Below are 24,744 nucleotides of genomic sequence, written 5' to 3'. Positions count from 1 at the left end.
GAGAAGTTGATCCCGGTCAGTGTGGCTGCGTTACCCCTCGGACCTCACCGATGAGGAGTGGGCGCTGGTGGAGCCGCTGCTGCCACCGGGCAAGAAGGTGGCCGAACGCAAGCGTTTCATCATCACCTCGGCCTGCTCATCACGGTCACGGTGTGCGCCGCGAGCGTGCAGGATCGCGACGGCGCCAAGGGCACGCTGCTGGGGCTGTATCTCGCCTCGCCCACCTGCCGGTTCGTGTTCGCCGACGCCGGGTTCGCCGGACGGCTGGTCGGCTGGGCCGCAGGCACCCTGCGCACGACCCTCGACATCGTCTGCAAGCCCGCAGACCAGAAAGGGTTCGCCGTGCTGCCCGCAGGTGGGCGGTCGAACGGACGCCGGCCTGTGCTCACCGCACACCGGCGCCTGGCCCGCGATCACGAACGCCACCCCCCCATGGACAGTCGTTCATCGGGTTCGGAATCACCAGGCTGCCGGGGTTCGACCTGCTGCCGCGGATCAAGCAGATCAACCGCTGCAAGCCGTACCTGCCCGAGGGTAGGCGGCCTGGACGCCTGCCCTCGGTCGCGGCCCGCCCTGGCCGAGCCCGAATGAGCGAGCATCGCCCGGGCCGTGGCGGCACTCGCTTATGACACAATCTTTGATCTTGACGAGATGTCGGGCAGCAGCAGGCGGGGGCGACACGTGACGGACACCGACGACGTCTCGCGGGCGGACGCCCTGCGGACGGCCGCGTACATGGGGAATCTGACCGTCCTCAAAGAGCAGATAGCGGCCGGAGTCGAGGTGAACGTCGCCGACGAGCGGGGCTGGACGGCGCTGCTGGTCGCGGCGCGCGAAGCGTTCCGCGACGGCGTCGAGGCGCTGCTCGCAGCGGGCGCGGATCCAGGAATCGCTCTCCCCGGCGGCTTCACCGCACTGCACCAGGTGATCCAGCACACCAAGGACCGGCCGGTGGCCTACGAGGTCACCGTGGTACGCGACGGCGTCGAGACCATTCTCACCGGCCGCGACGAGATTCGCGCGGAGATCGGATCCCACCCGGACGACGAATACGATGACTGCGTCGCTATCGCGCGCATGCTGATCGACGGGGGGATCGACGTCGAACTGGCGACGTCCGCGGGGCAGACCCCGTTGTCGCACGCCGCGTCGCGCGGCACCGCTGAGATCACCGAGCTGCTCATCGCGACGAAGCAGGTCGATCTCGACTCGCGCGACAAGGACGGCGTCTCGCCGCTCCACTACGCCAGCCGCCACGGTCATCTCGACCCGGTACGGCTGCTGCTCCAGGCCGGAGCGAACCCGGACATCACAGAGAACTACGGGTTCACCCCGCTGCACGAAGCGGCAGAGAACGGGCACGCCGAGGTGACGCGTGCCCTGCTCATGGCAGGCGCGGACCCCGGGCGTGGCCTGGAGAAGCCGTTCGAGAGCCACCCGGTGAACGCCACACCGCTCGACATCGCGCGGATCAAAGGTCACCAGATCATCGTCGACCTGCTCGACCACCGGGACTGATCGCCGCCACGGCGGCCTGACCCCGCTGTTCCACGCCGACACGACCGGCATCCAGCTCGACCTCAAGCGTCGGCTGTTCGCCCCGCGCCCCCGGTGAGGCCGGTTCACCGAAGCCGACCGCATTCCTGGGATCAGGATCGTTCAGGTACGGAGCACGCCCACCTGGGGGAGGTCGCGGTGCCGGTGATGCGCGGCGGCGATCCCGGCGAGGTTGTGCCGGTCGAGAGCCCGATAAGCCGCAACGAGTAGCTCGTGCGCCTGACGCTCCCGTTCGGCGTCTCCCCCACTGGCCCAGTGCAGGTCACGCCCGAGAGTGAGGGCGCCGGCCGGATCCCCGGCAGCGCAGCGCCGCAGGGCCTCGGTGACCCACGAGGCGACCGCATCAGGATGCCCGGTCAGCTGTTCGTGCAGGTTGGTGCACCAGTCGTAGCGGTTATGGGGACGTTGCCGGCCGCGCGGAACGACCGACTCCCCGTCGGCCAGCGCCCCACCACCGTCCAGGGTCTCGAACCGGCTCGGGTCGCCGTCCTTGAGCACCTCGCCCTCGTCCGGGTGCGTCTCGTGGTAGGCATCGCCCTCCTCCAGCCGGTCACCGGTCTCGAAGGTCATGAGAACCTCCCGCAGCGCCCGCAGCCTGAACCTCTCCTCGGCCAGGTTCGCGGCGATCGGCTCATGCTCGCCGGCCTCGCTGTCGAGGTGGGCCTGACGCCATTCGATCTGTTCGCGCACCGCCTCCAGCGCAGTGCCGGACGGCAGGCCGACGCCACCACCGTCGTTGTTGTAGTAGGACGCGACACCGGTGCAGGTAAGGCCATCGTCGTACCAGAGTCCGAAGTGCAGCCCATCGGTGCCGCCGTGCATGAAGGTCAAGAACTCGGGCGGATCCCGGTAGTAACGGCCGTGCACCCGAACGTCGAGACCTTCACGCGGCGGGCACGCGGGATCGTCGAACAGCTCCATGATTCCGTACGGTCGTAGTTCCGTGTCGTGGAGCGCGCCCTGTTCGACCGGCCCGAGTGACAGCAGGAACTGCCAATACCGGAAGATCGAGTCAGGCAGTTCGATGCCCCAGTCGTCGGCGAATCGCCGCTCGACCGCGGCGCGGTCCCGGGTCACCCGGGACTCGGCGGCCGACCGGGCAGTCGGATCCGGCGGCTGATGAGTCGACCGCCAGATGGCGTAGTCACGCCGTTCGGCTGCACCGCGAGCGGCGCACCGCCGCTCGCCGGCCAGCTCGCTCCGGCCGGCCGGCCTCGTCCCGAAGATGGCGTGCTCGATCTTCTCCTCGGGCGTCGACCCCGACCAGGGATCGTCGGAGGGGTGACGATTCTCGGCCACAAAGCCCGGAAACCAGAAGTCGTCGTCGCTGTACACCACGGCGGCGGCATCGGCCGGAGGCAACGGGACAACCTCACGGTCGAACCGGGCCAAAGCGACCGACCGGAGCCGGTTCATCCGCTCGTCCACAAGCGAGGCGTGGCGGCAGTACGCGTCCCACTCCCCGGCCAGATCCTCTTCGGGCTCATCGACCAGCTCGTGGAAAAACGTCAGCTTCTCCACGTTGGCCAACCTGTTGTGGTCACTATCGACCTCCGCTCGGAGAACGGAGATCACTTCCTCGTCCGACTGGCCCTCAAGCCACCTGGGTAGTTCCACGCGGCGAGCCTACTGTCAGCGGTCTGGCCCTTGAGGCCACTGGTGGATCGCATCCACCATGGCGGCATTCCGCGACCCGCGGCGTAGCGCCCGGGGGCCACCTGAACCGAGGATCCGGGCCCGTCCCGGATCGAGAAGGTGCTGGTCAGAGCCCGCAACTGGTGGGCGAGGGCGTTCTGCGCGCGGACGGTCGAGCGCCTGGGCGAGGTCGGAGTCGCCCAGCACGTCCAGTGTCGCGATTCTCACCCTGCCCGGCGACCTCTTGCTTTGCCGAGCGCAGGCAGGACGGTCCCTGCGGTGGCGTTCAGAGGCGCCACGGCACGACCACACAAACGAAAGGGACGACAATGTCCGACATCTCGGGCGCAGGTGGAGCCGACTCCGCCGGGGAGGGCCCGCCGAGCAGCGATCCTCAGGCGGCTCAGCAGGACCCCAGGCTGTTCCGCTCGATGCGGAACCACCGCAACTACCGGCTGCTCATGCCGAGTCAGGGCATCTCCAGCATCGGCGGTTGGATGCAGATGACCGCCCAGGACTGGCTGGTGCTGGAACTGACGCACGGCAGCGGCGCCGCGGTCGGCATCACGGCCGGTCTGCAGCTACTGCCGGCGCTGCTGTTCGGCTTGTACGGCAGTGTCCTGGCCGACCGCTACCCCAAGCGGCGCATCCTCATGATCAGCCAGGCGGTGATGGGCGCGCTCGCGCTGGTGCTCGGCCTGCTCACCGTCACCGGCTCCGTCAGCGTGTGGAACGTGTACGCCCTGGCGTTCGGCCTCGGCCTGGCCGTGACAGTGGACAGCCCGGCACGGATGGCGTTCACCTTCGAGGTGGTGGGGCCCCGTGACGTGTCCAATGCCATCGGCCTGAACAACGCGCTGTTCAACACGACGATGATCCTCGGTCCGGCCGTCGCCGGCGTACTGATCGCCGCCGTCGGCACCGGTCCGGTCTTCCTCATCAACGCCGCGTCGTTCGCCGCCATGGAACTCGGGCTCTACCTCATGCGTGAGGACGAGCTGTACCTCAAGGATCCGGTGCCACGGGCAAAAGGCCAGTTGCGCGAGGGCCTGCGCTACGTCCGGGAGCGCCGCGACCTGGTCATGCTGATGACCGTCATGCTGCTGGTCTCCGCGTTCGGCATGAACTTCGCGGTGACCGATGCCCTGATGAGCCGAGAGGTCTTCCACACCGGAGCCTCGTCCTTCGGCCTCGTCACGGCGATGGCGGCCGTCGGCGGGCTCGCCGGCTCACTGCTCACCGCCCGCCGGAGGCGGCCGAGCATGCGGAACATGCTGGCCGCGGCGGCGGTCTTCGGGGTCCTGGTGACCGCGACCGGACTGATGCCGCACTACTGGGCCTTCGCGGCCATGCAGCTGCCGACGGGCATGGCGATGATGACCTTCACCACGACGGCCTACTCGCTCACGCAGCTCAGCGCTCCGGAGGAGATGCGCGGCAGGGTGATGGGCCTGTACCTGCTGGTGATCACCGGGAGCTCCCTCGTCGGCTATCCCCTGATCGGCTGGCTGGCCGAGACCTTCGGTCCACGCTCGACGCTGGTCATCGCCGGCCTCGCCTCGCTGGCCTCAGTGGCGGGCACCGTCGCCTTCATGGCGCCGGCGGCCGCGAAGCTGCTCGCACGCGGAACAGCACCGCGGACCTGAACGACCCCGCCGGCGGACAGCGCCGGCCAACGAATGCTCCATCGCAGGGCCCGGCGTCAGCCGGGCCCTGTTCTTCGAAGAACGGGCGTTGCGGTCCTCTTCCGAGAGTCCGTCGCCTCGTCCAGCGCGCGATCGTCGAAGCAGAACGTCACACCCGGCCTTCCCAGCCCGTGGGGTGGAGAGGACGAAAGCGTCTTCCGGCCGTGCAGGGCGTCCTGCACCGCCTCTTCGTAGCGCACCAGCGTCCTCGACCTGATCGCCTGGTGACGGCGGTGCCGCATCAGTTCGAGCCGAGGGGTATCCCGTGGGCTCTCGCGGATCTCAGCCAGGTCGGGAACTCGGAGAGGATGCGCTCGTACAGTTCGGTGTCGCTGGTGCGGGCGATGTCGTCCACCGCGAAGAACCCGGCGTTGTCGACGAGGCGTCCGTCGAGGGTGTCGAGCTTTTCCAGAATGCCGTACCGGCCGTGGCCGAGGCCGATGAACTGCCAGAAGACCGGCCGGTTCGACGCCTCGCGCAGCAGGCGTGCGATCTGTGCGGTCCTGGCCACGCCGCCGTCGGAGAAGAACAGCACCAGGGCCGGTTCTCCAGGGCCGGCGTCATAGAACGCGAGGATGTCCTCGATCACCTGCGGCTCGTTGTTGCGGCCGCCGAGGCTGACCCGGCTCCCGTCGGCGGCGACGGCCTCGTGCATGCGCAGGTTGTCATGCGTCCACGCCTCGATCTCGGCGACCCGCAGCGGCGGCAGCCGCGCGAACTCCGTCGCGAAGATCCACGCGTCGAGCGCGCCGTCGTCGTCCACCTGCAGGGCGATCGCCGCCATGCGCTCGACGATCTCGGCGACCACACCCTCCTTGTACAGCCTGCGCATCGAGCCGGAGGCGTCGAGCGCGACGGCGACGCGCGCCCGCACGCCGGCGATGCCCTTCTTCTCCAGCGAGACGCGGACGGCCTCCTTGCGCAACGAGATCCGCTCGCGCGGGTCGACCTCTCTGGGCGGCTCCTCGGTCACGTCCACACCGAAATCGGTGGCCAGGCCGGCGAGCCCGCTCGCCCATCCCTGCCCCACCGCCCGCAGCTTCCAGGCCCCCGCACACCGGTACACCTCGACGACGACGGCCACCGTCTCCCCCGACGCCATCGGCGGAGCCGCGAACCCGGGCCCGCCCCGCACCTCGGCGCGCACCGTGACGCCGTCGAACGTCCCGGGCCCGTCCACGCCGGCGACGAGCGCGATCGTCGAAACGTCGCCGGGCACCGCCTCCAGGTCCATGACGACCTCGGCGCCCTCCAGCCGCACACCGTCCTGGGCGGGATGGTGGAAGAAGACCAGGTCGTCGTCGGACCGCACCCGTCGGTCGTCGCCCAGCAGCACCGCCGAGACGTCGATCGCCGCGCCCGCGGCGGTCACGGAGACCCTGGCCCGTCCGCCGCCCAGCACGGCGTTCTCCCCCTTGCGCAGCATCGACCGCCTCCGTTTCCCCGGATGCCACACCATTCGGGGCACCGCGGCCTCTCACTCACGACCGCCTCGGGATTCATCGGCCGGACCATCACTCTCTATCAGCACCGCGGCCCCGAGAAAGGCGGAACGGTCTCGACCGTGGCCGGAAAGGCCGGGACCGGACGGCAGCGGCTCTCTTCATCCCGTGTTTTCACGGAGAAAAGCGGTTTTGGGTGAGCGACAGCGCTCCCTCACTTCTATTGACGGCATTACCTCGACCTCGCCCTGGCCGCCCCGAGCACCTCCTGACGGGGTCCGTCCATCTCCCGGACCACCCGTTCGCCATGCTCGGCGCCGCACCCGGCGGCCCGCCCGGATGTGGCGCCGTTCAGGCGTACACGGCGTCGTGGAAGGCGATCTCGGCCTCCAGCATCCCCGTGAACAGACGAACGAGCAGGGCGTCCGGGACGGCGGCCGGCAGCGCGTCCACCTCCCGCGCGAGCGCGTCCACGCCCGCGCGGAAGGCATCGCCCGCGTGCAGGGCCACCCAGTCGGCGATCGGGCCCGCAGGGACGCGGCCCTCCCTGTGCGCGCGGGTGCACCAGGTGAGGTAGAGGCTCTCGGCGGCGAACAGAATGGTCATCACCGCCGGGTATCCGCCCTCGCGGGCGCCGGTGAGGGCGAACTCCGACAGGATCGCCGCCCGTCTCGCGGCGTCCGGACGGGCCTGGACGGGCCACGCCGCGCGGGCGGCGTCGAAGTAGGCGGCCTGCTCGGTCGTCAGCGCGTGGACGGCGCGGGCGTTGCGCTCCATCGCCGTCCAGCCGGGCGCGTCCCAGACCGCGAGGCCGTGCAGCCGCGCCGCGGTCGCGACGAAGGAGGCCTCGATCTCCAGGTAGTCGGCGTACGCCTGGTCGCCGATCACGCCCGTGCGGACCTCCTCGGCGAACCGCATGGACACCGCGCGCGCCATGGGCTCCGCGCAGGCTTCCAGCAGGTGGCGGGAGCGGCTCATCCCGCCAGCCATTCGACGAGCCCGCCGAACACCCGGGCGTAGCCGTCCCACTCCTCGCAGAACGGCTTGGGCGCCCAGTGCGGTGAGCAGTCGGAGGTGAACACCGCCGAACGGCCCGCCCCGTAAGGCGCGACGGCGACCAGCGGGTCGGCGCCGAGAGTGGCCAGGACCTCGGCGCCGGGCCGCGGCAGGACACGGTTGTAGCCGAGCAGGAGCGGCCATTCGCCGGTCGCCCCGCCCAGGGCGGGGTGCTCCGCGGCGGTCACCGCCGCGCGCGCGCCCGCGGGCAGTTCGACGCGGTCGTCCTCGGGAAGCAGTTCCACGGGCAGGACCTCGTGCAGGACGGTGTTGCGGAACGCCGCCTTGGCCTCGAAGCCGGTGAACGACAGGTAGCCGCCCACCATCAGGAGGCCGCCGCCGCCCCCGACCCAGTCGCGCAGCGCGCCGAGCCGGTCCGCGCCGGGCACGGCCCGCTCGAAGACCTCGGGCGCGAGCTGGAGGGAGTTCGCGCCGATGTCGGAGAGCACGACCACGTCATAGGCGGCGAGGGCGTCCGGGGCCCCGGGGAAGCCCGCGGGGACGAGGTGGGCGGGCAGGTGCGTGACCTGGTGGCCCCGGCTTTCCAGGGCACGCCGTAGCGGCTCGACGCCGACGACGTAGGAACTGGTGGTGAACGAGTCCGCCCCCTTGATATGGGTGGACTGGGTGACCCAGCTCTCGCCTGCGATCAGGACGCGGCTCACTAGTGAAACCTCTTTCTGGTGTCGGGTGGAAATGTCGCGTGGTGCTGCGGCCTCAGGCCGCGGCGGCCTCGAAAAGCCGGGCGGGATTGGCCCGCAGGAGATCCTGCGTCACGTCCGCGGTGACGCCGAGCCCGGCCAGCCGCCGGACGAACAGCTCGGGGACGTACCGGAATCCGTTGCCTCCGTACGCGGTGAGCATGCTCTTGAGAAAGACGTCGTGGCTGAGCAGGAGCCGCCCGGCGTGCCCGCGCGCGACGAGCCCGGCGATCGCGCGCGCCGTCTCGTGCGGGGCGGGCGACTGGCCCTCGCCCGGATAGCCGAACGGCATCCCGATCATGTCGAACTCCAGCCAGACGCCGCGTTCGGCGACGGAGTTCTGGTAATCCGGGTCGCTGTGGGACGGATCCATGTGGCAGAGCACGACGGCGCCCGGCGGCACGCCGTACTCGTCCAGGACGATGCCGAGCACCTCGTGTGCGCGGCGCTGCCAGCCCGGAAGGTGCACGTACAACGGGGCGCCGGTCTCACGCTGCGCCCGGGCCGCGGCGCGCAGCGCGGTGTGCTCGTCCGGGGTGAAGTCCGCTGACACCCCGATCTCCCCGATCACCCCGGGCCGCACGCCGGTGCCGTCGGCTCCGCCGGTGAACTCGGAGACGAGTTCCGCCGCCAGAGCGCGCTCGTCCGTCCGCGACAGGTGCGGCGGGTGGTGGCGCTCCAGGTACCAGCCGGAACCCATCACGATCCGCAGGCCGCTGCGCTCGGCGAGCGAGCGCAGGGCGAGCGGGTCGCGGCCGATGCCGCCGGGAGTGACGTCGACGACGGTGCCGCCGCCGGCCTCGGCGAACGCGCGCAGGTCGGCGAGCATCGCCGGGTCGTCGTCCAGCCGGCAGTGGTCCAGGCAGGCGTACGGCTCCTCGCGCAGCAGCCAGGCCAGGCCCGGGGTGGTGCGGGCGTCGCGCAGGAAGGCCAGCGCGGGGTCGGCCGGGGCCGTGACCGCCGCGCTCAGGTCGTTGCGCAGGTGCTCGTGGGTGAGGGTGAGCCCGAGACCGGCGCTGGGGACGGGGCCGGTCACGGTCATCACCGCGGCGGTTCCCGCGGTCATGATCTGCGCACCAGGTGGGACGCGAGCTGGGCCAGGGATCGGCCGCGCAGGTTGACCCAGATCGCCACCAGCAGGACCAGGCCGGTGACGATGGGGGTGAGGAACGGGCTCACGTCGAGCAGGGTCAGCCCGTTGGCGATCATGCCGGTGATCAGCGCGCCGATGATGGTGCCGGTCATCGTGCCCCGGCCGCCGAACAGGTCGGTGCCGCCGAGCACCACCGCGGCGATCACGGTGAGCTCGAAGCCCTGCCCGGAGTTGGCCGAGCCCGAGCCGAGCCGCGCGGCGGTGAGCAGGCCCGCCACGCCGGCCGCCAGCCCCGCCAGCATCAACGTGACCATCTTGATCCGGTCGGTGTTCACCCCGGCCCGGCGGACCGACTCCTCCTGCGAGCCGATGCCGTTGACGTAGCCGCCGAACCGCGTCCTGGCCAGCAGCACCCCGCCGGCCACGACGGCGGCCAGCGCGATCCAGGCCAGCGCCGAGAAGCCGAGGAACTTCGCCTCTCCGATCTTCGCGACGTACAGCCGCCGGTCGATCGGGACGGAGAAACCCTGGGTCCACAGCTGCGCGAGGCCCCGGATCGCCGACATCGTCGCCAGCGTGACGATGAACGGCGGAATCTTCTGGTAGGCCGCCAGCCAGCCGTTCACCGCGCCCCAGAACAGCCCGGCGAGCAGCGCGGCGACGATCACCAGGGAGGAGTCCCATCCCGCCTTGAGCATCTCGGCGGTGAGGACGGCGACGAAGGCGACCGTCGAACCGACCGACAGGTCGATCTGCCCGGTGGTGATCACGAAGGTCATGGCCACCGCGACGATCAAGGTGATCGCGACCTGGGTGGCGAGGTTGGAGATGTTGTCGAAGCTCAGGAAGTTGTCCGCGCCGATCCCGAATCCGGCGAACAGCAGGACGGTGACGGCCGCCATGGCGAGCGTCGCCTTGTTGGCGCGTTCCCACCAGCCGGGCGCCTCGGCCAGAACGGTGGGCGCCGGTGCGGTCGGTGCGGTCGGTGCGCTCATGCTCAGGCCACCTCCTCTGCGTTCGCGGGTCCGGAACGGGTGATCATCGCAACGAGCCGCTCGATGTCCAGGGCGGACACCGGCTCGTCCTCGACGCTGCGGCCCTCGTACATGACGGTGATGCGGTCGCAGACCTCGAACAGGTCCTGCAGCCGGTGGGTGATGAGGATGACCCCGACGCCGCGCGCCGCCACGTCCCGGATCATGGACAGCACCTGGCGGACCTCGGCGACCGCGAGGGCGGCGGTCGGCTCGTCCAGGATCAGGACCTGCGGCTCGAACGACACGGCACGCGCGATCGCGACCGCCTGCCGCTGCCCGCCGGACAGGTGACCGATCTCCTGGTAGGTCGACTTGACGCGGACGTGCAGGTCCGACAGCGTCTCGGCGGCCCTGCGGTGCATCGCCCGGCGATCCACGAACGGGCCCCTGTGCGGCTCGCGTCCGAGGAACAGGTTGCTCGCGACGTCGAGGGTGTCGCACAGGGCCAGGTCCTGGTAGACGATGCCGATCCGCTCCCGCCGGGCTTCGGCGGGGCTCGCGAACCGGACGTCGCGGCCGTCGATGGCGATCTGGCCGGCGTCGTGCTGCACCGCCCCCGCCAGGACCTTCATCAGGGTCGACTTCCCGGCTCCGTTGTCTCCGACGAGGCCGAGGACCTCGCCGCGCGCCAGCGTCAGGTCCACCCCGCGCAGCGACTGCACCGCGCCGAACGACTTGGTGATGCCGCGCAGCGCGACCAGCGGTCGATCGCTCATCACTTCTCCAGGTAGTACAGGTAGTCCTTGACATTGGCCGGGGTGACGATCTGCGTCGGGACGGGCACGTCCTTGGGCGCGGTCCGCTTGCAGGCCAGGTCGATCGCGGCGTTCATCGCCTCGTAGCCGAACCGGAAGGTGTTCTGCTGGACGACGCCGGTGATCCAGCCGGCCTCCAGCCCGTCCACCGCCTGCCGGGACAGGTCCCAGCCGACGACCTTCAGGCCGTCGGTGCGCTGCTGCCCGACCACGGCCGCGGCCAGCCCGATCAGGGCGGGCTCGCCGGTGGCGTAGGCGTAGGGCAGGTCGGGGTTGCCGGTGAGCAGGTTCTCGGCGGAGGTCTGGGCGTTCTCCTGGATGTTGCGGCCGTCCACCACGGCCTTGATCTTCATGCCGCCGGCGGTGACGGCGTCGGTGAAGCCCTTCTGCCGCTCGTTCTGGATCGTGCTGTTGAGCGCGCCGACCACGCCGATCTCGCCCTTGCCGCCGGACGACCGGAGCAGCGCCTCCCCGAGCTGCCGGCCGCCCTCGGCGTTGGCCGTGCCGACCTGGGTGGCGACCGCGGGGTCGTCGACGGTGGCGTCCACCGCGACGACCGGAATCCCGGCCGCCTTCGCGCGCCGGATCGCGGGCCGGATGCCCTCGGTGTCCACCGCGTCCACGATGATCGCGTCGTAGTGGCCCGCCACCATGTCGTCGATCGCGTTGGCCTGGGTGGTGGAGTCGTCGTTGCCGTTGACGACCTGCGCCTGCGCGCCGGCCTTGCGTGCGACCGTCTGCGCGCCGGTGTTGATCTGGTTGAAGAACAGCGCCTGCAGGTTGATCGGCACGATCCCGATCTTGGGCGCGCGGCCCTGCACCTTGCAGGACTGCGCGATCCGCGAGGGCGGCGGCGGGCCCTGCTCGGTCGCCTTCTTCTCGGCCGCGATCTCGCGCCGGGCCTGTGCGTCGCAGCCGACCGCCGTGAGCAGCAGCACGGCCGCGGCGGCGGCCGTCACCGTACGTCGCATCATGTCTCCTCTCCCCGGGTGCGGGCCGGTGCGGGATCGGACGTTCCGCCGTCGGTGCCGGGATCTGTGCGGGTCGCTTCGGGACGGGTCGCCGCGATGTGGGCGAGGACGGCCTCCCGGCGGGGCAGGCCGTCTCGGGCGCCGGGCCGCGTGCACGACAGGCCCGCCGCGACGGCGGCGACCCGGGCCGCCGCCGGGGGGTCCGTCCCCCGGTCCAGCTCCGCGCAGTAGGCACCGGCGAAGCAATCGCCCGCGCCGGTGGCGTCCACGGCGGTCACATCGATCGCCGGGCCGCCGTGCCGGCCGCCGTCCGGGGTGAACAGCGTCCAGCCGCGGGCACCATCCGTGACCACCAGGTTTACCCGATGGTTCGCCGCCGCCGCCCCGAACGCGCCGTCTTCCCCGCCGAGGAAGGCCCCGGCCTGGGCCCGGCCGACGATCGCGTGGCCGGCGGCGTCGAGGGCGGCGCGCGCGGCCCGCGGGCCGTCGCAGCCGTCCAGGTCGACCACGAGCGCGGGACCGCCCGGGCCGCCCAGCACGGCCTCCGCCTCGGGGAACCGGTAGCCGTCGAGATAGAGCCAGTCCGCGCCCGCGGCACGGGCACGGCGGGCCACCTCCTCGACGTGGTCGGTGGTGACCCGGTCGTCCTGGCTGATGACCGAGCGCTCGCCGTCCGGAGTCAGCAGGACGACGGCCGTGGTGAGGACGCCCGCCCGGGACGTCCAGTCCGTCCGGACGCCGTCGGCGGCGAGCGCTTCCAGGAACTCCGTGCTCCGGAGGTCGGGCCCGAGTACGCCGGCGAACCGCGCGTCGGCGCCCATCCGGGCCGCGGCCGCCGCCGCGTTGGCCGCCATTCCGCCGTCGCCGCGCCGCACGCCGGTCGCTTGGACGCGGTCCCCCGGCCCCGGCAGTTCCGGGACGGCGACCGTGAGGTCGGCGTTCGCGTAGCCGCAGAAGACGATCACGGCAGGACCACGCCGGCCCTGGCGGCGGCGGCCGTCAGTTCGCGCACCTTCGCGGCGTCGACGCGGCCCCACCACCGGCCGTTGTCCTTGACCGAGGACGCGACGATCACTCCGTCGCAGGCCGAGATCAGCTCACCGACGTTGCCGGCGGTGATCCCGGACCCGATCACCACCGGCAGGGTGGTGTGCGCGGCGATGCCCTCGACCTCGTCCAGGGCGGCGGCGTCCCCCGTCCGCGAGCCGGTGGCGATCAGGACGTCGGCGCCGAAGAACTCGGCGTCCTCGGTCTGCTCGGCCAAGGTGCGGTCGGCGACGATGGCGTGTGCGCCGTGCTTGACGTGGACGTCCGCGAAGACCTTCACCGGGCCCGCGCCGATCCGGCTGCGGTAGCGAACGGCATGGGCCGCCTGGCCCTCGATGATGCCCTCGTTGGCGACGTAGGCGTTGGCCCACTGGTTGACCCTCACGAACCCCCCGCCGCCCGACCACGCCGAGGCGATGGAGCACTCGGCCGCGTTCGACAGCACGCTGACGCCCAGCCGTCCGCCGGTGGCGTGCCGGACCCGGTCGGTCACGACGGCCATGGCCGCCGCGGTCTCGTATCCGTGCTCGCCCGGCTTGAGGAACGGGATGTCCCAGTGGTTCTCCACGATGAGGCCGTGGCAGCCGCCGTCCAGATAGGCCCGCGCCTCCCGCACGGCGAACTCGCAGATCTCGTCCAGCGGGACGCCCTCGTAGTGCGGGCTGCCGGGCAGCGGCGGAAGGTGCACGACGCCGATGACGACCTTCGGGGTCCCGAACAGCTCGACCAGGGCGTTCGGCCGGGGCGGGTACACCCCCGTGCCTTGCTCTGACCCGGCCGGTTCCATCATGTCGCCTCCATGTAATCGATTACAGTGAACTTGCGGGGAACCGTAGATAGGAAGTCTGGTCGGCGTCAAGGGTCTACACTGCGAACAGGACTTTTTACCTTTCAGCATCCACTGTCGACGCTTCGCAGAGAGGTAAACGATTGCAGCGGGTCACGATCGCTCAGGTCGCCGAGCGCGCCGAGGTCTCCACCGCGACCGTCTCGCGCGTGCTGTCGGGGCGCGGGCCCGTGTCGGCCGCCGTCCAGCGCAGGGTGCGCCGCGCCGCCGAGGATCTCGGCTACCAGGTCAACCCCATCGCCCGCGCGCTGCGCAACAGCCGCACCGACACGGTCGGCATGGTGGTGCCGAGCATCTCCAACCCGTTCTTCACCTCGCTGGTGGAGAACGTCGAGCACGCCCTCGGGCGCGAGGGCAAGGAGCTGCTCCTGTGCGACGCCCGATCCGACCCGGAGATCGAGGCGCGGCGGCTGGCCACGCTCGTGGCGCGCAACGTCGACGGCATCATCGTCAGCCCCTGCCACGGGACCGAGAGCGGCGCGGCGGTACAGGCCACGGCGGACCGGGTGCCTCTCGTCCAGCTCGACCGGTTCGTCGGCGGCACCAGCACCGACTGGGTCGGGGTGGACGATGTCGCCGCCATGCGCCAGGTCATGGACCACCTCCGCGAGGGCGGAGCGCGCTCGGCGGCCTTCGTCGGCTCGCTGCTCACCAACTCCTCGACCGAGCAGCGCTTCGCCGGGTTCCGGCACCGCGCGCGGGAACTGCAGATCACCGTGGACGCCGACCACGTGCTCCTCGGCGACTACAGCGTGGCCTGGGGGGAGACGGCCGCCGCGCGCCTGCTCGACGAGGGCGATCCGCCCGAGGCGATCGTCTGCGCCGACGACCTGATCGCGCTGGGCGTCACCCGCGCCTGCCGGGCGCACGGCGTCGACGTGCCCGGGACGGTCCAGGTCACCGGCTACGACAACATCGAGTTCGCGCGGCTCGCCGAGCCCCCGCTGACGACCGTGGACCAGCCGCGCGAGCGGATCGCGGCGGAGGCGGTGCGGCTGCTGGCCGCCGCGGCGGCCGAGCCGGGCGGCCGGGGCCGGCGGCCGCCGTCCGCGCACATCGCGTTCGTGCCGTCCCTGGTCGTCCGCGAGAGCACCCGGGCCCCGGCCCCCGCGCCCTGATCGGGGCGGACCGGGAAGCGGTTCCGAGCGAAAGGACGGAGATGGTCATGGCGGTGGAAGCGCTGGAGCTGGCGCGGCGGCTGGTGCGGCTGGACACCCGGGGCGGCGGCGAGCGCGCGGCGGCGGACCTCGTCGCCGGGGTTCTGCACGACGCCGGGTTCGACGTCGTGCTGCAGGAACCGGAGCCCGGCCGGGCCAACGTGGTCGCCCGGACGGGACCGCCCGGATCCTGGGTGCCGGTGACGTTCACCGGGCATCTGGACACCGTGCCCGCCGATCCGTCCGGCTGGTCGTTCGACCCGTTGAGCGGCGACCTGCGCGGCGGGCGGCTGCTGGGGCGCGGCGCCAGCGACATGAAGGCCGGGGTCGCCTGCCAGGTCGAGGCGGCGGTGCGGGCCGCGCGGGAGGGCGCGGGCCCCGTCCAGCTCGTGTTCACCTTCGGCGAGGAGACCGGCTGCGACGGCGCCGCCCGGCTCGGCGCGGACGCGCTGGCCCCGACCGGGCTGCTGGTCGTGGCAGAACCGACCGGCAACCGGGCGGTCCTCGGGCACAAGGGCACGCTCTGGCTGCGGGCGACCGCCCGTGGCGTCTCCGCACACGGCTCCCGCCCCGAGCTGGGCCGCAACGCCCTGGTCGCGCTCGCCGCCGCGGCGACGCGGGTGGCCGCCCACGGCGGCTGGCCGGTCAGCCCGACGCACGGACCGGTGACGGTGAACATTGGCACGTTCCATGCCGGAGTCCAGCCGAACCTGGTCCCGGACTCGGCCGAGATGCGCATCGACGTCCGCACGGTCCCGGAGTTCGACTCCGCCGAGGCCGCCGCCGGCATCGCCGGACTCTGCGGCCCGGAGATCGAGATCGAACGGCTGGTGGACCTGCCCGGCATCGCGACCGACCCGTCCGGGCCGGGCATGGCGGACGTCCTGGAGACGTTGGAGCCGGGCTCGTCCGCGCGGAGTCCCCGGTACGCCACCTATTTCACCGACGCCTCGGTGCTGGCGGCCAGGCTCGGCGGACCCGACGTGGTGATCTTCGGGCCGGGCGATCCGGAACAGGCCCATGTCACCGACGAGACCTGCTCCGTGGCCAACATCGAGGCGGCCGCGCGCGCGTTCCGCGCCCTCCTGCCCCGGGAGCGGTGATCAAGCTTCTCCGGCGCGGTCGAAGTCGTCCGGCGGGATGTGGGTCGAGCCGGACCGGGTGAGTTTCTGGACGGTGTACACCTCCTGGCGGGCAGGGCGGGTCGAGTCGGTGAACTGGAAGACCGCTCGGCGGCGTACCACCTCGGTGCGCAGGTCGGCCGGGTTCACCAGTTCCACGCGTTGTGCCTCTGGACCCCAGGCGAAGCGAACGCATTCGACATAGGTGCGGTTGCCGGCCGTCTGCCTGCGCAGGAGTGCGTAGGCCGCTTCGGTCGCGGGGATGACCGATGCTTCCACGATGGTGATGTCGAGTTGCGCCTCGGCCGGCTTCACCGGGCCCGAGTCGACGTGCAGGACGAGCCGCAGGCGCTCGCCGGGGTTGAGCGGGCCGTTCAGCTTCTGGATCGCCGCCAGCGAGAGCTCGTAGAGCCTCCCCGGGGCGAGCGTTCGGGGAGCGTCCGGGTCCGCCAGGTCGCGCGGCGTCTGGTCCAGGTCGATCTTCTGGAGGGTCAGGGCGACCTTCGGGCTGCCGGGGGGTGGTTCGTCCCAGTCGAAGCGCAGGGCCAGCGTGCTCTCCGGGTTGCACTCCCGCCGCTCGACGGAGAGCGTGACGGTCCGCTGCGGGCTCGCGCCGCCCGGTTGCTGGGGGAACTGCACCGGGACGGTGGCGTGGGCGGACGGCGAGGCGAGGCGCCGGTTGTACTCGGGGTCCTCGAAATGGACGTGGCGCGGGACGAGGGGCAGGTAGGGCGCGTTCGGGTCGGCCACACGCAGCGGGAAGCGCAGCATGTGGCCGTAGCCGTCGTGATACGGCTCCGCACCGGGCTGGTGGGGGGCGAACTGCGCTCGGACGCGCGCGTGGATGGTCGCGCCGGGCGGCATCCCGGCGATCAGCTCGCGGGCCCGGTCGGCGCGGGTCTTCGCGTCGCCGGGGAGCCCGAACTGGCAGATCGCGAGCTTCGCCGTCTCGACGGTGTCGACCTCCGGTCCCGGCAGGGGGACGCCGACCGCGCCGAGCTGGGCCCGCAGCGACGGCGTGAGCACCAGCGTCGGGGTGGTGATGTTCTCAAGGGTCGTGATCCGCCTGGCGCTCACGAGTTCCAGGGCCAGGATCCAGTCGAGGATGCCGGTGTCCGACTTCTGGCCGCCGGGCGGCGTGATGCCGCCGTCGATCCGGTAGACGAAGGTCAGGACACCGTCCCAGCCCACGTCCAGAGCGTGGCGCTCGACGGCGGCCAGTTGCAGGCGCAGGCGCTGGGCCGTCTGCCGGTAGGTCGGGTTCTCCGGGGGGTCGCTGAAGCCGGCGCGGAAGGCCTCGTCGGTCGGGGACGCTGTGACGAGAGCCGGCTTCTCGGGGTCGAAATGGCTCGCCCAGGTGCGCAGCGCGACGTCCTGCCTCCCGTCGCCGTTGGGCGGCAGCGGTACCGGACGCGGGGCACGGTGCTCGACCGGGACTCCGCCGGAGAGCATGGCCAGGCCGCGCGGGCGAGGATGCTCGCCGGCCAGGGTGACGCCGCTCTGGCGCAGGAGGTGGTTGCGCAGCGTCACGAACACGCCTGCGCGTGCGCCGCTCACCAGGTAGTGCAGTTCGCCGGGCAGGACTGGCTGCCAGCGCTCCAGCGCCGGCCCCTCCGGGGTCTTCGGCTCGGGGAGGTCGGGCTGGTCGAACAGCGGCTCGGTCAGCGCGGGCAGCGGCGGGTCGGGCGGCGCGGGGAGCAGGCTGCGGACGGCCGGGGCGCGGAAGCGTCGCGGCAGGCCGCCGGTGGGCCGGTCGGTGTGCAGCGCCGAGCGGAACTGGACCGTGCGCTGGACCGTCTGCCACCAGAGCGTCTGGCCCGCCGCGCCGGGCGTGGCCGCGCCGGCGACGCCCTGCCGCCCCTTGGTGTAGTGCACGCTGACGCGCAGCGCGCTGAGACCCCAGGGCCACGCCGGCAGGTCCCCGCGCGCCGGGCGCCGGGTGAGGTGGAGCGGTTGTACGCCGGCGGTCTGCGGCGGCGCGAGTTCGAAGTCGCGGGGGCCCGCGGGGATCGCCGCGATGGCGCACTGGCCCTCGCGGTAGCGCAGGCCGGCGAGGTCCGGGCGGATGCGGAACAGGCGCCTCGCCAGCGGGGACGCGGTCGTCGCTCGGACCAGGGCGAAGGCGTAGCCGGTGGTCAGGGCCGCCTCTCCCAGGTTGTCGGGGCGGGTGTTGTCGCTGACGATCCGGTAGCGCAGCACCGCGATCGGCGACTCCGGCGCCAGGAGGCGCTGGGACTGCGCGGCCCAGCCCTGGGCCTGGGCGCGCAGGTGGGCCTCGTCGGCGAGCTCGGGATTGCCGGGCTGGACGCTCCACATGCGGCTCGCGACGGGCTGGAGCCGTGCGGTGCTGGGCGCGAGGCAGAGCAGCTCGGCCAGCAGCAGGCGGGGTCGCAGCGGCGAAGGACCGCCCGCCGGCACCGCCGGAGCCGGCCGCCACTGGAGCCCCAGGTACGGGCTGACGACGAGGTTCAGTGGACGGGGGTTGTCAGCGCCGTCGAGCGCGAGAGGCGCGGGGATGAGGGTGGCGGCGGGATAGCGGCGGGGGCCCTGGCCGGCGGCGGGAGGCTGGCCGAGCAGTCCGCTGCTCGCGATGAGCGCGGCGGCCAGGGTCCAGCCGTAGGGCGGTTTGCTGGTCGGCGCCAGACTGCTCACGGCCTGGGTCAGCAGCAGCCCGTCCTCGCGCCAGACGGGGTCGGCGTACGGCGAGGGTTCGGCCGGCGCCGGTTGGCCGGCCGGCTGCGGCGGGTAGAAGGGGCGGCGCGGGTCGAGGGCCTGGCGCAGCGCGACCGGACGGCTGAGCCGGGCCGGCGTCTCGGGCAGGGCCGCGAGGACGCTTCGCAGCAGCGCGTCCTGCGGCTCGGGGGACGGATTCTGCGCGCGGAACCAGCTCTCCTCCAGCGCCAGCGGGTCGAGCCGGGCGAAGCCGCGGCCGACCGCGGTGTCCAGGCTGGCGAAGGTGACGGGCAGTGGGGCGTTGTCTGCCCAGCCGCACAGGGCGAGAGCCAGGGCGGGCAGGGCGGTGGCGGGGGCCGAGGCGCGCAGGCGGGCGATGAGCAGCAGCGGGTCGACCTGCAGCGGGCTGGGCTGCCCGGCGGCCGGCTGGGCGAGGTCGCGGGCGGTGTCCTGCAGCCGGCCCAGGAAGGGCATGGTCAGCAGCAGCCACCGCGGGTCGGTCGGGTCGCTGGGCGCGTAGTCCGCCGGGCTGCTGAGCAGGGCGCCCTGGCTGCCGGTCGGGAGGTACTGCAGCGTGGTGGCCACGCTTTCCCCGGTGGGCGCGAGTCCCACCAGGTGGTGGGCGCTCGCCTCGACGAGCAGCGTGTCCGGGGGCAGGGAGTCGAGCGCCGCCCCCGAGTCGGCCAGCAGCGCCGACAGGCCGGAGCCCAGGTAGCCGGAGCTGACGCCGCCGAGCGGGCTGACGCCCTCGACGGGGTCGGTGGTCTTCAGGGTGGCCATGGCGCGCAGGAACTGCGCGGCGCGCTGGGGCGCGAGCAGGCGCACCTCCTGCACGGCCGTCCAGCGGACCTCGCGGCCCAGGGTCCCGCCGCTCCCGTCGGCCGCGGGCGTCACCTCGGCGAGCTGGTGCTCCACCAGGGCCAGGGTCTGCCAGCTCTGGCCCTGGGCGAAGGTGAACAGCAGCGGGCCCGCGGCGCCGGTGAGGGCGGAGCCGGGCAGCTCGTGCTGGTTCAGCAGTACCCGGATCGTGTGGCGCAGATGGGTCAGGGGCGGGGCGCCGGCGGCGCGGGCCGCCGGCAGGGTGATGCGCGCGTTGGCCGCGTCGTAGCCGAGCTGCTGCGGCCAGGAGACCAGGTTGGTCGCGGTCAGCATCCCGTTGAGCAGGAAGCCCTCCTGCCAGTCCGAGCCCTCCAGGCGCGAGGTGTAGCCCACCACGAGGTCGCCGGCCGAGGAGCCGTACAGCTCCGCGGCGTCGGCGCTCGCGCCCGGACCGCGGTCGTGCAGCGAGCGGCCCCAGTGGGCTACGAGCAGGGCCTCCACGAAGGCGCCGGTCAGGGACAGTTTCGGCACGTCGTCCGGACGGGCGGTGGCGCGGAACGTCACCGTGGCGAAGCCGGGGGCGGCGCGTCCGTCCAGGCCGGGCGTCCGGTCGTCGGCCAGGCGCATGCCCGGCAGGAACTGGAGGCCCTCGGGCTGCGGGGCACTGTAGCCGTTCCAGCTGAACTGCAGCGCGGTGTCGTCGGCCAGGGCCGCGGGCGAGCCGTCGGGAAGGGCGACGGCGAGGGTGAGATCGCCGAAGAGGTTCGCGGAGTCGAGGGTGAAGCGATCCGTCCCCTTCGCCATCAGGTTGAAGGTCAGCGCCGCCGCGACGGCCTCGCCTCTGGACGCGGTCGGCGCCACGGCCGGGCCCGCGGCGAAGCGCGCCCCCACCTCCTCGGCGGTGAGGGCGCGGCTGTAGAGGGCGGCCATGCGGTAGGTGCCCAGCCAGGCCCGGCCGCCCGTGAGCTCGTCGCCGAGGGCCAGTTCGAACTGGTCTTTCCAGGTGGCCAGGCTCCCGCCCACGGTCTGCTCGGCCTTCAGCTGCCCGTTGACGTAGATCCGGGCCCGGCCGTCGGCGGAGCGCGTGTAGGCCAGATGGGTGAGGGCGGCGGTGAGCGAGCCCGCCGGGGTGGCCAGGTCAGGCGCGCCCTCGTCGTTGGTGGTGCTGGTGCGCAGCCACGCGTCCACGAAGGACGAGTCGAGCAGCCCCTTGCGCTGCTGGAGGGTCACGTTCCGGTGCCCGGCGTCGGAGGAGACGGTGAGGATGTTGAACTGCCCGCCCGTCAGCACGCCGCCGACGGGCTTGACCCACGCCTCGACGCTGATCTCGTTGCTCGCCTTCACCGCGGCGTTCAGCTTCGCGGCGGGGGCGGCCGAGCGGATGAGCGTCGCCTTGGTGAGGGTCAGGCCGCCCGAGCTCCAGCTCATGCCCTGGGTCGAGGCCGCGCTCAGGTGCAGCGGCTGACCGGTGCCGGAGGAGTCGTGGACGGTGGCGCCGCCGCCCTCGTCGAAGCGGTAGAGGGCCTGCAGACCGGTCGGCGGCCTGCCGACGCGGACGGAGACGGTGAGGTCCAGGGTGTGCTCGCCGCCGGGCAGGTCGAGGCCGAGGGCGACCCGCTGCGGCACGATCGGGTCCGGGCCCGTCGCGCCGGGCAGGGTGAAGGGAGGCGTCGCGGGGTCGGGGAAGCCGATCGGAGGCAGGCCGACCGCCCACTCCACCTGGAACAGGTGGAAGGACAGCCGCACCTGCTCGACGGTCAGGCCGGCGCCTCCGGGCGCCAGCGCGATCCGGCCGATCCGCAGACGCGGCGCGTCGCCGGCCTCGCCGGCGGAGACGGCGAGGGGCCACTCCAGGGTGGTGCCGTCGAGGTTGACGGCGCTGAGGCTCAGCGCGGTGCCGCTGCCGGAGAAGGTCAGCCGCACGCAGTTGCTGAGGTCGGTCTGCTCGCCGTCGGAGCCGGCCACCGGAAGCTGCAGCCGCCCGATCACGTCGACCGCGGCCACGCCGTCGCCGGCGAAGACCACGCGGTCGAGCACCAGCGGGAAGAAGCGCAGGCCGAACAGGTCGAGACCGGGCGCGGGCGCGTCGGGGTCGTCGTCGGCCGGGCGCAGGCGCCACTCGTACCCGGTGCGGTGCTCGTAGTCGCTGCTGCGCGCCTCGGGGTCGTTGCCGTCGAGATCGAGCTCGACGGCCTTGGGCGAGCGGGCGGAGGCCTTGCCGAAGGCGGAGCCCTCGGCCGGCAGGTCGCGGAACCAGAGCCGCCAGGTCCCCGCGGCGTGGCCGAGGGTGAGCGGCAGGCGGGTGGTGGTCAGCTGCACGTCCCCCGCCGTGGGATGGCTCAGCGGGGTCCTGATCAGGTTGGACGCGGACAGGCTCGCGCCGCGCACCAGGCCGCGCTGGTCGGCGAAGCCGGCGTCGCCGGCCGGGCGGGCGGCCATGCTCCCGGCCGTCAGCCGGTACTGGGCCGAGCCCGCGGGCGCGTCCGCGGGCAGGCGGCGCAGGCCGCCCGTCCCGTCGGCGAAGTCGCCGTCGATGCCGAGCAGGGCCGCCTCGCGCGTCAGCGTCAGGGGCGCGCTCGGGGCGGGGTCGGCGTTGTCCAGGCGGATCTCGCCGGGGTAGCCGTCGAGGGCGAGCGTGGCGCGGACCCGCCAGGCGTGGATCGAGGCCAGGTGGCGCAGGACGGTCTGGCCGTCCTGCCGCGCGAAGGCGGCCACGCTGTCGGCGGCGGCGAGGCCGGCGCGCTCGGCGAGGCGTCGCCAGTGGCCGGCGTAGTCCGCGCGGGCGAGCGGGCGCGGCGGCTCGGGCCGCGCGGTGTCGGGCAGCGGCGAGCTCTCGCGCGGGTCTTTGGGGATCTTGGGAAGCTGGGCCAGGACCTGGATCTCGTCGGTGTAGGGCAGGTCGTAGCGGTACTGGACGGGCAGGCCGAGCCCGGAGTCGCTCTGCGGCGGGTCGCCGTCCGGGCGCGGGTCGAGCACGAGACCGGGCAGTGACAGCGCCACCAGGGGCAGGTCGTACAGCTTCTGGTCGTTCGTGCCGAGCCATTCGCGGGCGGGCGAGAGGCCGCCGCCGTACCGCGGCCAGCCCGCGGCGCCCTCGGCCGTGAAGCGCCAGCCGTTCGGCAGGTCGACGCCGTTCTGGCGGGTCACCGGAAGCTCGAACGGCACGAGCTGCCGGCCGGCGATCGGCACGTTGGGCGGGCTGACGCTCTGGGTGAGCGCGAGGGCCTGCACCATCGGCAGCGACGGGTGGCGGCGCCAGACGAGGGGCAGCGCGGCGCCGACGGCGTCGGCCGGCAGGACGCCGCCGTCCACCAGGGCGCGCAGCAGTACCGGATCGACGCCGTACTGGAAGGCCCAGGCGCCGAGGCCGGCCGAGGAGGCGGGCTCGCTCCGCCACGCGAAGCTGATCGCCTCGAAGGCGAGCCGGACGAGGGGCGGGAACAGCTCGCGCCCGGTGACGGTGTGCAGGGGGACGGTCGCCAGTCCGCCGATCCAGTCGTCGTAGCCGGGCAGGGCGTCGGCCGCGGTGGGCGCCTCGGTGCTCAGCCAGAGCAGGCCGTTGAGCGCGACCTCGGGAGCGTCCAGCGCCAGATCGGCCGACTGGAGCTGGTATCCCCCGCCGGCCGGGGCGAGCACCCAGGTGGCGGTCATGCGCTGGGCCGCGGCGAGGGTGAGGCTCCAGGGCTGCTCGCCGGGGGCCTGGCCGAGCCCCGCCGGATCGTCGTTGCCGAAGCTGACGGCGCCGCGCAGCAGGTTGCCGGGGACGGGGGCGGGCTCCTCCCGGGCCACGCCCGCGTCGAGGTAGATCTGCTCGGACAGGTTGGGCAGCGGGAGCTGGGCCCAGCCGTCGTCCAGCGGAGTGAATCCCCACAGCACGGCCGGGGTGACGGGACGCGCGGCGGCGGGCGCCGGGCGGCTCCAGGACGGCTCGGGCACCTGGAGGGTGGCGCGGAGCCGTCGCGCCGCCTCGTTCGGGTCGAAGGCGAGCGTGGTGGCGGCGAGGGTGACCCGCTCGCTCCAGCCCGCGCCGTCGCGGCCGGCCTGGTAGCCGAGCGTGCCGGCGGAGCCCGCGGGCGGGGCTCCGGCCGCCAGCTCCACCCGCAGTTTCGTGCCGTCGGCGGCCACGCGCGCGCGGGCGGGCGTGATCCGGGCCAGCGTGTCCGGCTGGGCGGCCGGGTCGTAGGGCCGGCGGTCGCTCAGGAGCACGCCGAACTCGTCGCCCGCGAAGCCGACCGGGCGCGTCCCGGGCTGCTCCTGCCAGGGCGCGATCTCCCAGAAGAGGCGCGGGACGGCGAGCGGGTTGGCGAGCTCCAGGGTGGCCCACTCCGGCGCGGGCACCGGCTCGGCCAGGCCGTTCAGGGGGTTGTTCGGGTCGAGGTAGCGGTTGAGGCGCCGCCAGGAGTCGATGATCGCCGTCCGCTCGGCGTCCGTCAGCCGCTCGGCCTCGATCGTCATCCGGAAGCCGCGCACCTTCGTCCCCGGCGCCGGTTCCGGGTCGGGGGCGAGGCGGGCGAGCTGGAACACGGCGGTGACCGGCGCGGTGTCCCACAGCAGGCGGATCTGGCCGAAGGCCGACAGGCCACCGGCGTGGACGGCGAGGGCGCCGAGCAGGCGGGCCGCGCCGGTGCGCTGCGTGATCGCCGCCGATCCGAGCCCGAGCGCGGTGTACAGCTTCTGCACGGCGCCGGCCTGGGCCGTCATCGGGTCGAGGACGATCTCGCCGCCGAGGCAGGTGAAGGTCGGCAGCTTGCCGCCGGCGTTCTTGGGCCAGCCGTCGGCCGGGGCCTGCAGGAGCAGCAGGCTGGCGGTGCCGGCGGTGATCGCGGCCCGGATCGCCTGCGGCGGGAGCTTGCCGTCGGGCTTGTTCCCGCCGCGCTTCCACACGTACTGCGGCGTGCCGCCGTCGGTCGGGCTGATCGTGACGCTGGTGACGTAGACCAGCGCCAGGAGCGTGCCCGGCAGCAGCACGTTGTTCTCGCCGGCGGCCTGGCGCGGCGTCGTGTCCGCGAAGAGGGTGCGGAACGCGAGATTGCCGGCCGGGTCGGCCAGCCGGATCACCTCGGCCTCGGCCGCCCAGAAGGGGCCCGCGATCTTCACTTTAGGCAGCTCGGGGAGTTTCGCCATCTGCTGCTCCTGGTCCGCTCATGG

15 protein-coding genes and 3 pseudogenes are annotated in these 24,744 nt (G+C 73.0%); 6 read left to right on the top strand and 12 right to left on the bottom strand.

Features of this window, described 5'->3' with window-relative positions; translation table 11 throughout:
* Nucleotides 1-19: 19 nt before the first annotated feature.
* From ACQEU6_RS39535 to ACQEU6_RS39525, 3 genes and pseudogenes are all read left to right on the top strand, one after another.
* Nucleotides 20-97: pseudogene (locus ACQEU6_RS39535) on the top strand (transposase); the annotation flags it as partial.
* Nucleotides 98-431: 334 nt separating this feature from the next.
* A pseudogene (locus ACQEU6_RS39530) lies at nucleotides 432-585 on the top strand (Tn3 family transposase); the annotation flags it as partial.
* 24 nt (nucleotides 586-609) lie between these two features.
* Nucleotides 610-1,518: an ankyrin repeat domain-containing protein gene (locus ACQEU6_RS39525; RefSeq protein WP_499338813.1), complete on the top strand. Its 909-nt coding sequence runs from the start codon at nucleotides 610-612 to the stop codon at nucleotides 1,516-1,518.
* Nucleotides 1,519-1,659: 141 nt separating this feature from the next.
* Here the strand turns inward: ACQEU6_RS39525 and ACQEU6_RS39520 are convergent, their stop codons facing one another.
* The gene (locus ACQEU6_RS39520; RefSeq protein ID WP_499338812.1) at nucleotides 1,660-3,078 is read right to left on the bottom strand and encodes an ADP-ribosylation family protein; all 1,419 of its coding nucleotides are present in this window, start codon (nucleotides 3,076-3,078) and stop codon (nucleotides 1,660-1,662) included.
* A 443-nt stretch (nucleotides 3,079-3,521) separates the two neighbouring features.
* Between ACQEU6_RS39520 and ACQEU6_RS39515 the strand changes: the two genes are divergently transcribed.
* Nucleotides 3,522-4,838, top strand: a complete 1,317-nt coding sequence (locus ACQEU6_RS39515) for an MFS transporter (protein ID WP_499338811.1) — start codon at nucleotides 3,522-3,524, stop codon at nucleotides 4,836-4,838.
* A 280-nt stretch (nucleotides 4,839-5,118) separates the two neighbouring features.
* Here the strand turns inward: ACQEU6_RS39515 and ACQEU6_RS39510 are convergent, their stop codons facing one another.
* From ACQEU6_RS39510 to ACQEU6_RS39465, 10 genes and pseudogenes are all read right to left on the bottom strand, one after another.
* Entirely contained in the window at nucleotides 5,119-5,751 is a 633-nt protein-coding gene (locus ACQEU6_RS39510; RefSeq protein ID WP_499340497.1) for a vWA domain-containing protein, read from the bottom strand.
* Between the two features lie 96 nt (nucleotides 5,752-5,847).
* Nucleotides 5,848-5,976: pseudogene (locus tag ACQEU6_RS39505) on the bottom strand (TerD family protein); the annotation flags it as partial.
* 694 nt (nucleotides 5,977-6,670) lie between these two features.
* Nucleotides 6,671-7,297, bottom strand: a complete 627-nt coding sequence (locus tag ACQEU6_RS39500) for a TenA family protein (protein ID WP_499338810.1) — start codon at nucleotides 7,295-7,297, stop codon at nucleotides 6,671-6,673.
* Nucleotides 7,294-8,040 (bottom strand): glutamine amidotransferase, encoded by a 747-nt coding sequence (locus ACQEU6_RS39495; protein WP_499338809.1) that lies wholly within the window; start codon nucleotides 8,038-8,040, stop codon nucleotides 7,294-7,296. The genes ACQEU6_RS39500 and ACQEU6_RS39495 overlap by 4 nt, the downstream gene beginning before the upstream one ends.
* A 52-nt stretch (nucleotides 8,041-8,092) precedes the next feature.
* The gene (locus ACQEU6_RS39490) at nucleotides 8,093-9,142 is read right to left on the bottom strand and encodes a phosphotriesterase family protein (protein WP_499338808.1); all 1,050 of its coding nucleotides are present in this window, start codon (nucleotides 9,140-9,142) and stop codon (nucleotides 8,093-8,095) included.
* Nucleotides 9,139-10,164 (bottom strand): ABC transporter permease, encoded by a 1,026-nt coding sequence (locus tag ACQEU6_RS39485; RefSeq protein WP_499338807.1) that lies wholly within the window; start codon nucleotides 10,162-10,164, stop codon nucleotides 9,139-9,141. Before ACQEU6_RS39485 ends, ACQEU6_RS39490 begins: the two co-directional genes overlap by 4 nt.
* A gap of 2 nt (nucleotides 10,165-10,166) precedes the next feature.
* Complete coding sequence (locus ACQEU6_RS39480; RefSeq protein ID WP_499338806.1) at nucleotides 10,167-10,922, bottom strand: ATP-binding cassette domain-containing protein; 756 nt, start codon at nucleotides 10,920-10,922, stop codon at nucleotides 10,167-10,169.
* Nucleotides 10,922-11,935 carry a substrate-binding domain-containing protein gene (locus ACQEU6_RS39475; protein WP_499338805.1) on the bottom strand — a complete coding sequence of 338 codons (1,014 nt, stop codon included), beginning with the start codon at nucleotides 11,933-11,935 and terminating at the stop codon, nucleotides 10,922-10,924. The genes ACQEU6_RS39480 and ACQEU6_RS39475 overlap by 1 nt, the downstream gene beginning before the upstream one ends.
* Entirely contained in the window at nucleotides 11,932-12,897 is a 966-nt protein-coding gene (locus ACQEU6_RS39470) for a carbohydrate kinase family protein (RefSeq protein WP_499338804.1), read from the bottom strand. The genes ACQEU6_RS39475 and ACQEU6_RS39470 overlap by 4 nt, the downstream gene beginning before the upstream one ends.
* Nucleotides 12,894-13,769 carry a BtpA/SgcQ family protein gene (locus ACQEU6_RS39465; protein ID WP_499338803.1) on the bottom strand — a complete coding sequence of 292 codons (876 nt, stop codon included), beginning with the start codon at nucleotides 13,767-13,769 and terminating at the stop codon, nucleotides 12,894-12,896. The genes ACQEU6_RS39470 and ACQEU6_RS39465 overlap by 4 nt, the downstream gene beginning before the upstream one ends.
* 140 nt (nucleotides 13,770-13,909) lie before the next feature.
* Here ACQEU6_RS39465 and ACQEU6_RS39460 point away from each other — a divergent pair, with 140 nt between their 5' ends.
* On the top strand, nucleotides 13,910-14,944 hold the full coding sequence (locus ACQEU6_RS39460) for a LacI family DNA-binding transcriptional regulator (protein WP_499338802.1): 1,035 nt from the start codon (nucleotides 13,910-13,912) through the stop codon (nucleotides 14,942-14,944).
* Nucleotides 14,945-14,991: 47 nt separating this feature from the next.
* Nucleotides 14,992-16,086, top strand: a complete 1,095-nt coding sequence (locus tag ACQEU6_RS39455; protein ID WP_499338801.1) for a M20 family metallopeptidase — start codon at nucleotides 14,992-14,994, stop codon at nucleotides 16,084-16,086.
* On the opposite strand, the gene ACQEU6_RS39450 is transcribed toward ACQEU6_RS39455, so the two are convergent.
* Nucleotides 16,087-24,720, bottom strand: coding sequence for a LamG-like jellyroll fold domain-containing protein (locus ACQEU6_RS39450; RefSeq protein WP_499338800.1), 8,634 nt, complete (start codon nucleotides 24,718-24,720; stop codon nucleotides 16,087-16,089).
* Nucleotides 24,721-24,744 lie beyond the last annotated feature (24 nt).

Source organism: Spirillospora sp. CA-108201 (assembly GCF_050936235.1).
Classification (GTDB): Bacteria; Actinomycetota; Actinomycetes; order Streptosporangiales; family Streptosporangiaceae; genus Spirillospora.
This window is presented reverse-complemented; position numbering and strand designations above follow the sequence as displayed.